Source organism: Tenacibaculum ovolyticum DSM 18103 (assembly GCF_000430545.1).
In the GTDB taxonomy this organism is placed as follows: domain Bacteria; phylum Bacteroidota; class Bacteroidia; order Flavobacteriales; family Flavobacteriaceae; genus Polaribacter; species Polaribacter ovolyticus.
On sequence record NZ_KE387164.1, the window covers coordinates 147,746 to 161,496 of the forward strand.

A 13,751-nucleotide genomic window follows, 5' to 3' on the forward strand; every position below is an offset into this window, starting at 1 on the left:
TTTATGAATAAAACAAAATTCCTACTATTTAGTTTACTATTCACAACAATACTTTCAGCTCAAAACACTTTACAAGGTAAAGTGTTTTATACAGTTTCACTAAAGCCATTTAGTGAGCAACAAGTAGATTCGTTATTAAAAAAAGGAAATACTCCAAAATCGACACATTCATATGTTAGAAAAATATTAATGAATAGTAAAGATGTTATTGGTGTTTTAGAATTATCTAAAAATGAATCGCTGTACCAAGTTGAAGATAAAATGAAAAAAGATGTCAATAAAGGTCTAAATATGACATCAATATTTGCTGGAGGTAATAATAAGTACTACATAAACTCTGTAAAAAAGGATTACTTTAAACAAATTAATTTAGGTGAATTTTTAAGAGTAAATTTATTGCAACCGAAATGGATTATAAAGCAGGATACTAAGAAAATAGAAGATTATGAATGCTTTAAAGCTGTCGCAAAAATAAAAACAAGAGAAGATAAACCAGCACTAACTGTAATAGCATGGTTTACACCTGTAATACCAGTAAGTTTTGGTCCTAAAGATTATTTTGGGCTTCCAGGGTTAATTTTAGAAGTTTCTTATAAAACAACACGTATAAAGGCGACGAAAATTGTTTTAAATCCATCTAAAAAAATTGTCATAAAAAAACCAAGAGAAGGGAAGCGAATGACACATGAGGAATATGCAGAAATGAATAAAAATTTCTTTAGAGGTGTGGGAAGAAAAAAAGATAGACATTAATGTTGAAAAGAATAGTATTTACCTTATTAATTTTTATAACGGGCATTACTTGTAGTGGTCAAACTGTTGTTTTTAAAGGGATAGTTAAAGATAGCTTACAAAACCCATTGTCATTTGCCAATATTATAGCGAAACCAAAAGATGTAACTAAAAACATGAGTTTTGCAATTACCGATGAGCAAGGTCGTTATCGTTTAGAACTTACTAAAAGTAAGGGGTATACAATTAGTATAAGTTATTTAGGTTATGAAAAAATTGAGTTTGAGATAATATCGGCAGAAAGTAGTATTAAAAATTTTGTTTTAAAAGAAGCAAAAAACCAGTTAAACGAAGTTGTAATAGAATTACCTATAATGGTAAAACAAGACACCATTATTTATAACACCGATAAGTTTGTAAACGGTACTGAGCGTAAGCTGAAAAATGTTTTAACAAAATTACCAGGTATTGAAGTAGATAAAAACGGAGGTGTAACCGTACAAGGTAAAAAAGTAACAAAATTATTAGTTGATGGGAAAAAATTCTTTGGTGGTGGTACTAAATTAGGCGTAGAAAATATACCTGCAAATGCAGTTGATAAGGTTGAGGTAATAGACAATTACAATGAAGTGTCATTTTTAAAAGGTCTCAGCGATTCCGATGAAATGGCTATGAATATTAAATTAAAAGAAGATAAGAAAAATTTTATTTTTGGAGATGTAGAAGGAGGTAAAGGAAATAGCAATTTTTATAAAGCGAATGCGAATTTGTTTTATTACTCACCTAAAACCAATGTAAATTTTATTGGTAACCTTAATAATATAGGCGAAAAAACGTTCACTTTTAAAGACTATATGAACTTTCAAGGAGGAATTAACGCTGTTTTTAGTGGTAATTTTAATTGGAAAGGTGGCGATTTTTCACAGTTTTTAGAAAATAAAGATGTATTGAAAAGTATACAGCGTTTCGCAGCCTTAAACATTACAAAAACAGTAGCGAGTAAATTAGATATATCTGGCTATGCTATTTTCTCTCATAATAATACCCAAAGTTTTAATGAAGAGTTAAATGAATATGCTACTTTTTTAGAGGAAAAGAAAAGCAAAACGAATTTAAAAAATGTTTTAGCTATCGGTAAGTTTAATATTGAATATACCCCTAATAATAAAGAGCAATGGTATGTTAGAACACAAGTAAAGAAATCAGCAGTTAATAAGCTAAATACGATCTCTTCATTAATAAATAATGATGTAAATAGTATAGAAACAAGTAAAGAAAATGATATTTGGTATGTAAATCAGAATATAGAATGGCATAAAGATCAATCAAAAAAGCATACGTTTTCTACAGTTTTAGATTATACATTTGATAAAAACAACCCAACTACTTTTTGGGGCGCATCTCAATCTTTTTTAGATAGAATTAAGCCAATTATTAAGCCCTTAAATATTAGCCAGAATTCATTGAAAATTCAGCAATTAAATCAAACTGAAAAACATTATTTACATACTGTATTCAAAGATTTTTGGGAGTTAAACAATAGCAATCATATTTATACGACTATTGGGAATACGCATCAACAAGAAAAATTTGTAAGTAACGATTATCAAATATTAGATGATAATTCGAATAACAATTTTTCATCAGATGGGTTTAATAATGCAACTGTTTTTAAGCACAACGATTTTTTTGCAGGCGTGCATTATAAATTCAGAACAGGAATCTTTACTTTTAAGCAAGGAGCCTATTTACATAATTATAATTGGAGAGTAAATCAGTTAAACCCAATCGTAAAAAATAAATGGGTGGTATTACCAGATTTTCTACTAAAAATTGAATTTAACAAATCTAAAAAAATTCAATTGAATTATAATTTAAAAACAAATTTTTCAAATGCTTCTAAATTAGCAAACCGTTTTTATTTACAATCGTATAATTCGGTGTTTAAAGGGAACCCTAATTTAGAAAACGAACTATATCATTCGGCACGTATTCGTTATAGTCGTTTTAGTTTGTATCGTGGTTTAATGTTACTTGCTAATGTTAATTATACTAAAAGAGTAAAAGGGTTTAGAAGTGCCGTGAATTTTGATGGTGTAAATCGTTTTTTAACTATTGATATGTTAGAAAATCCTACTAAAAATTGGAGTGTAAGAAGTTCATTAAGAAAGAAAATTAAAAAAATACGTTACCATATTGAAGGAAGTTATAGTAGTTCTAGTTTTAAACAAAGTATTAATAATAGTTTTGTAAATAACAAGAACAATAATTATTCTTTTGATGTAGGTTTCGAAACATTGTTTGATCATTTTCCAACAATAGAAACGGGTTTTAGAAGAAGCATAGGTAGTTATGTGTCTAGTAATTCAACTTCTAAATTTGTAACCAACGAACCTTATGTAAATATCGATTATGATTTCTTAAAAGGATTTGTTTTTAATTTTGATTACACGTATTATAATTATCAAAATAAATCACAAGGAATTAATAATAAATACAATGTTGCTAACGCTGTATTGTCATATCAAAAAGAAGACAGTCCTTGGTTGTTTAAAACGACTACTCAAAACCTCTTTGATACAACGTTTAAGCAAAGTAATAGTTTTTCTGATTATTTAGTGTCAGATTCTAAAACTTATGTTATGCCAAGAGTTGTTATGTTTAGTATTGGTTATAAGTTATAAAACTTACCCTCCACTAACAGGCGGAATAATAGCAATAACATCATTTTCTTGAATGATAGTCTCATCAGTTACATAGCTTTCGTTGATTGCAACAGCATATGCGCTCATTTTTTCTAATTTAGGGTGTTGCTCTTTAAGTAAATCTTTAAAAGAGTTAACGCTACTATTAATTGGAAGCCCTACTTCTAAAGAAGAACTTCCAATTAAATCAGTAGCAATACCAAAAAGTAAAACAGTTATTTTCACACGAGTCTTTTTTAATTAACCTCCCAATGAGGTTTTATACTTCGAAATTACAATTTAATTCCAAATAATACACGGTTTTCATTTTTTCCGTTAAAATTAGACCTTGCAAAATCTACACGTAAAAAACGCCATTTTCCGAAACCTATATTATCTAAACCAACAGCAAATTCAGAATAAGGTTTACTACCTGCTGTAAATAAACCTTTAGCACTCGTAATTAAATGAAAGTTTAGCTTATTAAGTAATGGTATTTTGCTTAATAGCGCACCTTTAAAGTTATACTCTCCATGCAGTTCTCCATATTTATCATTAGTACTTAATTGATAATAAGGAAGCATGTAGAAATTGTTTAAGTAATTGTCTTTAGGAGCTATTAGTAAGCGATTCCCATTAAAATGAGCATGATCTATGAACGGAATGTTTTTCTTCTCTAAAAACAGTCCCCCTTTAGCTTTGTATTTAAATTCTCCCCAGTTATTTAAGGATATCTTTTGAGTTAATTGTGAAAATATAACATCTGAATTCCATTGCGAATTACTTGATCCAAAGTTCTTTTTATAACCAACAAATAAAGATGGGTATTTGTTTGTCGTTACATTAAATTTTCGATTAGGATATGATATATATTTTTGCCCGAAATTAATGTTTGCACCCATAGTAAATGACCACATTTTGTGTGCTGTAAATGAAGAAGTGAAATTGGTAGGCTCTATAGGATTGTTTGAAGTATAATTAATATCGCTTTTAGGAAACATTACATAATCTGTTGTATTGAATAAAGGTTTTCTGTAAGCATATTCTAATCCAGAGAAGATACGAACACCGTTTGTAACCTCTTTTGAAAAATCAATTTTAGCAAATGTTTTCTCATAAATTTTCATGTAATTTCTTTCAAATAAAACAGAACTTATAGTGTTCCAAAATCTAGAAATAGGTTGTTTTGCGTTAAATTGAGAAGTGGTAATACCTCCAGAAATATTTAAAATTGGTTTTGTGGTATTGTTCCATTTGTAAGAGAAAGCCCCTGTTGGTCTTAATTTTTTATCAGAAAGACCATAATTAAATTTTGTACCAAAACTAAAACGCTTTCCTTTTTTATTTAAAATTTTGTAATAATTTAATCCTATAGATGAGTTCCAACCTTGTACGGTATTGAAATTTAAACCAATGATAGGAGAAGAAAAACTAACCCCCCATTTATTATAAGTATCATTATAAGAATACCCAGAAAGAACATCTAAAAGTTTAAACTTATTTTGTTTTGTGTCGATAGAATCTAAATATTTTTTAGATTTTCTTATTGTTTTAATGCTATCTTTTAATTTATAATCAGAAGCTTCTTCATAGGTTAAAGAAACAGGACGAATTTTATTCCAGTATAAACTATCTTTTTCGGTAGCGTTTTCTGCAAAAGATAATATTTCACTTCCAAAATACTTATCAGTAAAATTAGGGTTGAAATTGTAATTTGAATATGCCGCAGAAAAACGACCATTAAAATTAAAACCAAATATACCAGCTTTAAAATCGATTGTTTGAGTAACAGGAACCCATGCTTTATTTAAAAGTGAATAATTGTAATTCTGCTTAATATGTAAAGAGTCTACCATTGGCATACTTACTTGTGCGCCTGTAACAACAACATCGGTTCCATAAATAGCCCAATCATCTTCAACTATATAGATAAATCCATTAAAAACACGATCATTTTTTCTTTTTGGAAGCAGTTTTATTTTACTAATTAGTCTCCCATTTTTATCATAAAAAGTTCCTGTTAGTTTGTAGTTGTAATAACCAAAAGCTCCGTTAGCAATAGGAGATATCATTTGAGCATCTGCTAATTGAAAAGAGTTTTTATAGAAATTAAAATCTACTTCTTTTGCTTCATTAAAGCTAATTCCGTTATCACTTCCTGAAACTTTTGACGCGATAATATGTTCTTTAAAATTCTTTGGTTTTTTTTGAAATGAAATCTTTGAAATAGTTTCAGAAAGATATACAACTCCACTTCTTGTAGAATCCAATCCACCTCCCATATCATCAATTTCTTGACCTAAGAATTTTTTTGGAAGATTTTTTACTTTAAATAATCCACGAGAATAGAAATCAGCCTTATACTGAGCAAATTTATCAGTGTTTTTATTTTTATTAGCAATTACATTCCTAATAATTTTGTTTGCTGGGTTTTCTTTAGATGAAATTAAAACTTCATCTAAAGCAACTTCTTCTTCGTAAAGGTTAATATTTAATACGAAAGGAAAAGATTTAATGTCAACAGATTTCTTTACCGTTTTATAGCCTAAAATTTGATATACTAACGTATGCTCTCCCTTTTTTTTAACAACGAGTTCGTAATCTCCATTATTATTTGTTGTAGTACCAGTAATAGAGCCCTCTAGATAAACACTAACAAAAGATAAGGGTTTATTAGCAATGTTGCTTACTCTTCCTTTAATCTGAGAAAAAGAAATGGTCGTAAATATTAAAAAAAGTAGTGTAATTTTTTTTTTCATGATTAATCTAATTTTTCACATACAAACATAAATCAACAAGCTTAATGTGTTTGTTTATAAGTTGTTAAATATATTATAATGAAAGCTTAAATTATAAGACTATAAAAAACACTAATAGGTTGCCTGTGAATTTAGTTGCCTCCCTTTTTCTTCTTCTTTTTACCAAACAAACCACCTAAAACATCTGTTACTTTTTTTACTGTTTTGTCAGTTTTATTTGCAGAGGCTTTGGTTGTATCTTTCTTTTTGTTACCTAATAAATTTCCTAATGTATTATTAATAAGGTTGTTTTTTTGTTGTTGAATTAATTTTTGACTCAGTTTTGAAACAGATGAAGATAAATCGGTTTTTACAGAAGGATTTTTCATGTTTCCAGTAATATTTGCTGTAATTGGCACTGTAATATTTTGATCTTTAGAACTTAATTTAGAAAGTAAACCTTTAGCCTCATTTCCTAAGTATTTAGCAGGCACATCTAAAGTTACGTTGTAATTCATGTTTTGATCAAAACTATGATTTCCGCCAATGTTAATACCAATGTCTTTATATTTTAATTTGAAAGGTTTTACAGCTACTTGTCCTTTATCAAAAGAAAGGTGTGTTTTAATATCAGATAAGTCTAATTCACTTAAATTAATAAAAGATAACTTATCGTCTAACAAACTTAAAGCTTTCGTGTTTTTTGGATTTATTTTAGTACTTAAAAGTTCTGCTAATGCTTTACCTGAAAGTGAAGTTAAATTAGGCGTAAAATCTTTATTTAAATAACCAGATAAATTAATATTAGAATTTAATTTACCATTCATTGCTGCTGCAATTGGACTTATTGATTTTAGTAAATCTAAACCATTAAAAGATTGTGAAATATCAAATGAATTTATACCCAAATCCATATTAAAAGATGGTGTTTTTTGTTGTGTATTTACTTCACCATTTAAAGATATTTTTCCCTTAAACATATTTGCATTTACATTTTTTAATATAGCCTTTTCATCTTTTAAATATAAAATACCCTTTACATTGCTTAAAACTAAATTGTCATAATAAACAGTTTTTGCATCAGCTATAACCTTACAGTCTAAAAAAGCGGGTATCTTTAAAGATTCCGTTGTTTTTTCAGCTTCATTAATGTCCTTATCCTGTTCAGGAGAAGTGTTTTCTTGCATAAAATCACTAACATAAAAGTTACTTGAATTCACATTAAAAGTTCCTCTTAATTTTTTTTGAGACAATAAGAATCCTAATAAATTTTGAATTTTACCAGTAGCATTTAAATCACTTTTTCCTGTATTAGCATCAAACTTTGTTAATGTAACCGTTGTTGGAGTAAAATCTACTTTAGTGTGTTTTATACTAATAGGGTTAACAATATCTTTAGAAGAGAAAATAAAATCGGTTACTTCAATATTACCTTTGTTTTTAATGCGGCTTATGTTATTGTTTTGTACAGCTTTAATATCAAATTTGGTATGTAAATTAGCTTTTAAAATTCCTTGTAATTCATTTTTTAAATCAATAGGATATGCTTTATTTATATTAGCTAAATTTAAAGTTCCATTTATTTTTGCATTAATAGCAGGGTTGGTTGTTATATTGGAAACACTTCCACTTCCTGAAAAAACATCTTCGTCAATTTTAAAAGATAGCCCATTAATGTTAACGAAAGTTTGATTAACATATCCAGAAGTGTTTTTTAATTGTGCATCAATATTAATAGCACGTACACTTTTTGGTAAGTCAGGATATTTAAAAGATGCATTGGTTGATTTAAGACTTATGTCTAGAAGCGGAATAGCATTGTTGGTAACTAATCCCTTAATAGTTCCTGAAACACTGAAATCACCAGAAGTTTCTACATCTTTTATACTTTTAGTATATGTTTCAGGTATTAAACCTAAGAAATTTTTAAAGTCTGATGAAGGAGTTTTAAAGCTAATATCTATATCTTGATTGGATTCATTAATCTTAACGTACCCATTAAATACTAGAGGTAATTTATTAAGTTTTGCTTCGTTTTTTAAGAAAGAAAATTTTTGGTTTACCAAATCCATTCCTAAAATAGCATTTAATTCTATTCTTTGATTTCTTGCATACGAAGTGCTATCCATTTCTAAAGAAACCAATGTAGATGTTTTTGTGTTTAATTCAGAGTTTGATTGAGAGAAATCTCCACTACCACTATGATTTAACTCAGATAGAACAAGGTTTATTTTTGCTTTTTTATCATAATATTTTACATGAGCGTTATTTATCTCATAAGAATTTATGGAAAGACCAAAGTTAGATGGAGTATCATTTGTATTCTCACTTTCTGTATCAGAAGGTTTAGCTATGTCGTAATTAGCAATTCCAATTTCGTTTACTAAAATAGTAAGATCAGGATTGTCAATTGAAAAAGATTGAATATTTAACTGTTCTGTTGAGTTTTTAAATAATTCGGTAAGCCTTAGTTCTAGGTTAATCTCTTTAGTATATAATAATGTGTCACCTTTAAAAGGTTTGCCATTAATAATAGAAACATTAGAAAGTTGTAGTGATGCATTTGGGAAATCTCTTAATAAGCTAAGATTTGCGTCTGTAAAATCTAATTGAGCAGTAATATTATTGTTAACTGTTTTCTTTACAAGCGTAATAAGTTTATCTTGAAATAAAAATGGAGTTAAAATTAGTAAAACCAATAAAGTAACGAATATGGTTAACAGTATTTTATATATTTTCTTCATAGATAAGGGATTAAAGTTTGCATTATTAAAGTGCAAAGTTCAGAAATTATTTGTTAAGTAAATTATAAATTATGCTATTTGATAGTTTTATACCTTAAAAAAGTTTTCTTAGTGATAATAATAAGTTTTTTTCCGAGTAAACAACCTTAAGCTAAATAGGTTTTATTAATTGTCAATCTATCTGATATGTAGTCTCATTTTACTAATGAGCTATTTGTAGGAAGTGATTTTTTAAGTAATAATAGTTTGAAGATAAAGTAATTTATAAAAACAAAAAGGAGGCTATCAATAGCCTCCTTTTTGTTTTTTACAAAAAATCACCAAAGAAAAACCAATTTAAACTTTTTTTGATTTTCCCTTTTTCATTGTGTGATTTTATTTGTTCTTCTTTTTCGCTTTTTATAGATTCTTCTGTAAATAAATCAACTACAAAATCATCATAATTTTTACCTATTTCTTCTTTTAAATATGCACCGAAATATAGTTCACTTGCTTTTTCACTTTTTACATTTTCGATGTCTAATAAAGTCTTATACAGTGGAGCAATTTTTTCTGTTACACTTTGAGGTACTGCTTTCCTGCGACTCGTATAACCTATAATTTCACCATCTTCACTTTTATCAACAGTAAAATCTGTAATAACCCAATAATATCTACCAGAGCGAGTAAGGTTTTTAACTATTGCATGAAAATTATTGCCTTTTTTTAAATTTTCCCATAAAGTTTTAAAAATAATTTTTGGCATATCGGGATGCCTAATGATGTTATGAGGTTCACCAATCAATTCAATTTTATTGAACTCTGAAGCTTTTTCGAAAGCATCATTCATGTATAATATAGTTCCGTTAGCATCGGTTTTACTTATGATTGTTTGGGTTTTGTCCCAGTTAATTTCTTCATCAATAACTTTGGTTGGCCTGAGGTTATTCATAATTATAGTAATTTGTATTTGGTCTAAACAAAAATAATAAAATAAAATAAGTAATCTCTAATTTAATGAAATATTACTGATTTTAAGAGTATTATGTTTATATGGATTAAAAGTGAATAGTTAATTTTTCTCTTTTTTTATTAATAACTTTAGTAAAGGGCGAATGCTTCACTATTATTACCGTTTTTTTAATAGTAATAATAGTGAAGAATCAAACCTTTTTTTAAATATATAGCGTGTTTTGATAAAGGCTATAGAAAGTCACCAAAGAAAAACCAGTTTAAACCTTTTTTAATTTTACTTTCTTCTTCAGGTTGTTGCTCTTGTTGTTGTTCAGCTTTTAATGATTCTTCTTTAAATAAATCAACAACAAAATCATTGTAGTTTTTTCCTACCTCCTCTTTTAGATAGCCTTCAAAATATAGTTCACTTACTTTTTCTCCTTTTATTTTTTCAATTTCTAGAAGTGTTTTATAAAGAGGTTCAATTTTATCAATTACGCTTTTTGGTACCGATTTTCTACGAGCAGTATACCCTGTAATTTTCCCATCTTCATTTTTATCAATAGTAAAATCTGTAATAACCCAATAGTATTTACCAGTTTTAGTTAAGTTTTTTACAATAGCATGATAATTTTCTCCTTTTTTTAAAGAATCCCACAAGGATTTAAAAGCAACCTTGGGCATATCTGGATGTCTAATAATATTGTGTGGCTCACCAATTAAATCAATAGCGTTGTATTCGCAAGCTTCTGTAAATGTGTTGTTTGCGTAAAGTATGGTTCCGTAGATGTCTGTTTTACTAACAATTGTTTGAGTTTTGTCCCATTTAGACTCTTCATTAAGGACTTGTTTGCTTTGGGGGGTCATAGTTTTGTTTTTTGGTTATAATAAATACAAAAGTATAAGAAAATAAAAAAAGCAAACATGACTTTAGTCATGTTTTAGACTTTTAACTAAATAACAAAAACGTATATTTGTGAGTTCAAACAAACAACAACGAACCTATGAGTGATTCTAGAAAAAGGCGCGAAGCTTTACTATATCATGCAAAACCGAAACCAGGAAAAATAGCAGTAGTACCTACTAAAAAATATACAACACAGCACGATTTATCGTTGGCATATTCTCCTGGGGTTGCAGAACCTTGTTTAGAAATAGCAAAAGATAAAAATAATGTTTATAAATATACAGCAAAAGGAAATTTAGTAGCAGTTATTTCTAACGGAACAGCTGTTTTAGGTTTAGGAGATATTGGTCCTGAAGCTTCTAAGCCAGTTATGGAAGGAAAAGGATTGTTGTTTAAAATATTTGCAGATATTGATGTTTTCGATATTGAAGTAGATGCAACTGATGTAGACAAATTTGTTGAAACAGTTAAAGCAATAGCACCAACTTTTGGAGGTATTAATTTAGAAGATATTAAAGCTCCAGAAGCTTTTGAAATAGAAAGAAGATTAAAAGAGGAGTTAGATATTCCAGTAATGCACGACGATCAGCATGGTACTGCTATAATTTCTGCAGCGGCTTTAAAAAATGCATTAGAAATTATTGAAAAAGATATTTCTACTGTTAATATTGTAGTGAATGGAGCAGGAGCTGCTGCGATTTCTTGTACGCGTTTGTATTTAGAATTAGGTGCGAAGAGAGAGAACGTAGTAATGTGTGATAGTAAAGGTGTTATTAGAAAAGATAGAGACAACTTAACATCACAAAAAGCAGAATTTGCTACAGATAAAGATGTGAATACTTTAGAAGAAGCAATGCATAATGCAGATGTTTTTATTGGTTTGTCTAAAGGAAATGTGGTAACACCAGAAATGTTGTTATCTATGGCTAAAGACCCTGTTGTTTTTGCAATGGCAAATCCTGACCCAGAGATTGAATATAAATTAGCTGTTGATACACGTGATGATATTATCATGGCAACAGGAAGATCAGATCATCCTAATCAAGTAAATAATGTACTAGGATTTCCGTTTATTTTTAGAGGAGCTTTAGATGTTAGAGCAACTAAAATTAATGAAGAAATGAAAATGGCTGCGGTACACGCTTTAGCAGATTTAGCAAAAAAATCAGTTCCAGAGCAAGTAAATATAGTATATGATGAAGTAAGTCTTTCTTTTGGTAGAGAATACATTATTCCGAAACCATTTGACCCGAGATTAATATATGAAATTCCTCCAGCAATTGCGAAAGCAGCAATGGATTCAGGTGTAGCTCAAGAGCCAATTACTGATTGGGAAGGATACCGTGAAGAATTAATGGATCGATCAGGTACTGGAAGTAAGGAGATACGATTATTACATAATAGAGCCAAAAAAGAACCAAAAAGAGTTGTTTTTGCAGAAGCAGATCATTTAGATGTCTTAAAAGCAGCACAACGTGTTTACGATGAGAAAATAGGAATTCCTATTTTATTAGGAAGAAAGGACGTTATTTTAGAATTGAAAAAAGAGTTAGGTTTTTATGCAGAAGTAATTATTATTGATCCTAAGACAGATGAAGAGAATGATAGAAGGAATAGATATGCTGAAGCTTTTTGGAAAACAAGACAGCGTAAAGGTATTTCTTTTTTAGAAGCTCAAAAGTGGATGCGTGAGCGTAATTATTTTGCAGCAATGATGGTAAATACTGGTGAAGCAGATGCTTTAATCACTGGATATTCTAGATCATACCCTTCTGTTGTAAAACCAATGTTAGAGTTAATTGAAAAAGCTAAAGGAGTTACAAGAGTAGCAGCAACAAATATGATGCTTACAAAGCAAGGACCTATGTTTTTAGCTGATACTACGATTAATATAAATCCTACAGCCAAAGATTTAGCAAAAATTAGCCAACTAACATCATCACTTGCAAAAATGTTTGGTATGAAGCCACATATTGCAATGTTAGGTTTTTCAAATTTTGGGTCATCAAAAGCCGAAAGCTCTGTAAAAATAAGAGAAGCAGTATCGTATATACACCGTAATCAGCCAAATGTAATTGTTGATGGTGAGTTACAAGCAGATTTTGCTTTAAATCCAGAATTATTAGCCAAGGAATTTCCTTTCTCTAAACTAAATGGAAAAAGAGCAAACATCTTGATATTTCCAAATTTAGAATCGGCAAACATAACTTATAAATTAATGAAACAAGTTGATGGAGTTGAGTCTATTGGACCTATTTTATTAGGAATGAGTAAGCCAGTTCATATTTTACAATTAGGTGCAAGTGTAGATGAAATGGTTAATATGGCTGCTGTAGCTGTTGTAGATGCTCAGAATAAGCTAAGAAAAAAATAAGGTTTTTAATAAATAATAAATTGTTTACTTTAGACAACTTGAAAATCAATTGAATGATAACACAGCTTAAAGGGAAACTTGTAGAGAAAAACCCTACATATGCAGTAATTGATTGTAATGGAGTAGGATACTTATTACATATTTCTTTAAATACATATTCAGCATTACCAGACAATGAAAATGTATTGGTTTATACGCATCTATCTATTCGCGAAGATGCGCATACTTTATTTGGTTTTTCTAGTAAAGTTGAACGAGAAATATTTAGATTACTTACTTCAGTTTCTGGTGTAGGGCCAAGTATAGCTAGAACAATGTTATCATCAATGACTTCAGAAGAAGTACAACAGGCTATTGCTTCAGAAAACGTTAAACAAATACAATCTGTTAAAGGTATTGGAGCAAAAACAGCGCAACGTGTTATTGTTGATTTGAAAGATAAAGTTTTAAAAATCTTTGATTTAGATGAAGTTTCTGTTACACAAAACAATACAAATAAAGAAGAAGCGTTATCTGCATTAGAGGTTCTAGGCTTTGCGCGAAAACAAGTAGATAAGGTTATAGGAAATATTTTAAAAGAAACACCTAAAGCTAGTGTCGAACAGCTAATAAAACAGGCGTTAAAAAATTTATAAAAAA

Annotated in this window: 9 protein-coding genes; 4 read left to right on the top strand and 5 right to left on the bottom strand. The window is 28.9% G+C overall.

Annotated features, from left to right (window positions below):
- The first annotated feature begins 3 nt into the window (after positions 1-3).
- Together H518_RS20615 and H518_RS0115415 are read left to right on the top strand one after the other, a co-directional pair.
- Positions 4-753, top strand: coding sequence for a GLPGLI family protein (locus H518_RS20615; protein WP_051263806.1), 750 nt, complete (start codon positions 4-6; stop codon positions 751-753).
- Entirely contained in the window at positions 753-3,416 is a 2,664-nt protein-coding gene (locus H518_RS0115415; RefSeq protein WP_028889902.1) for a carboxypeptidase-like regulatory domain-containing protein, read from the top strand. The genes H518_RS20615 and H518_RS0115415 overlap by 1 nt, the downstream gene beginning before the upstream one ends.
- A 3-nt stretch (positions 3,417-3,419) precedes the next feature.
- Here the strand turns inward: H518_RS0115415 and H518_RS0115420 are convergent, their stop codons facing one another.
- From H518_RS0115420 to H518_RS0115440, 5 genes are all read right to left on the bottom strand, one after another.
- Complete coding sequence (locus H518_RS0115420; RefSeq protein WP_028889903.1) at positions 3,420-3,662, bottom strand: MoaD/ThiS family protein; 243 nt, start codon at positions 3,660-3,662, stop codon at positions 3,420-3,422.
- A gap of 47 nt (positions 3,663-3,709) precedes the next feature.
- Positions 3,710-6,175, bottom strand: a complete 2,466-nt coding sequence (locus H518_RS0115425) for a DUF5686 and carboxypeptidase regulatory-like domain-containing protein (RefSeq protein WP_028889904.1) — start codon at positions 6,173-6,175, stop codon at positions 3,710-3,712.
- 131 nt (positions 6,176-6,306) lie between these two features.
- Positions 6,307-8,898, bottom strand: a complete 2,592-nt coding sequence (locus tag H518_RS20020; RefSeq protein ID WP_043707108.1) for an AsmA-like C-terminal region-containing protein — start codon at positions 8,896-8,898, stop codon at positions 6,307-6,309.
- Between the two features lie 307 nt (positions 8,899-9,205).
- Complete coding sequence (locus tag H518_RS20025) at positions 9,206-9,829, bottom strand: PAS domain-containing protein (RefSeq protein WP_051263807.1); 624 nt, start codon at positions 9,827-9,829, stop codon at positions 9,206-9,208.
- 251 nt (positions 9,830-10,080) lie between these two features.
- Positions 10,081-10,698, bottom strand: a complete 618-nt coding sequence (locus H518_RS0115440; RefSeq protein WP_028889905.1) for a PAS domain-containing protein — start codon at positions 10,696-10,698, stop codon at positions 10,081-10,083.
- 137 nt (positions 10,699-10,835) lie between these two features.
- Here H518_RS0115440 and H518_RS0115445 point away from each other — a divergent pair, with 137 nt between their 5' ends.
- Both H518_RS0115445 and ruvA read left to right on the top strand, forming a co-directional pair.
- Positions 10,836-13,112 (top strand): NADP-dependent malic enzyme, encoded by a 2,277-nt coding sequence (locus H518_RS0115445; RefSeq protein ID WP_028889906.1) that lies wholly within the window; start codon positions 10,836-10,838, stop codon positions 13,110-13,112.
- 53 nt (positions 13,113-13,165) lie between these two features.
- The gene (gene ruvA, locus H518_RS0115450; RefSeq protein WP_028889907.1) at positions 13,166-13,747 is read left to right on the top strand and encodes a Holliday junction branch migration protein RuvA; all 582 of its coding nucleotides are present in this window, start codon (positions 13,166-13,168) and stop codon (positions 13,745-13,747) included.
- Positions 13,748-13,751: the final 4 nt, after the last annotated feature.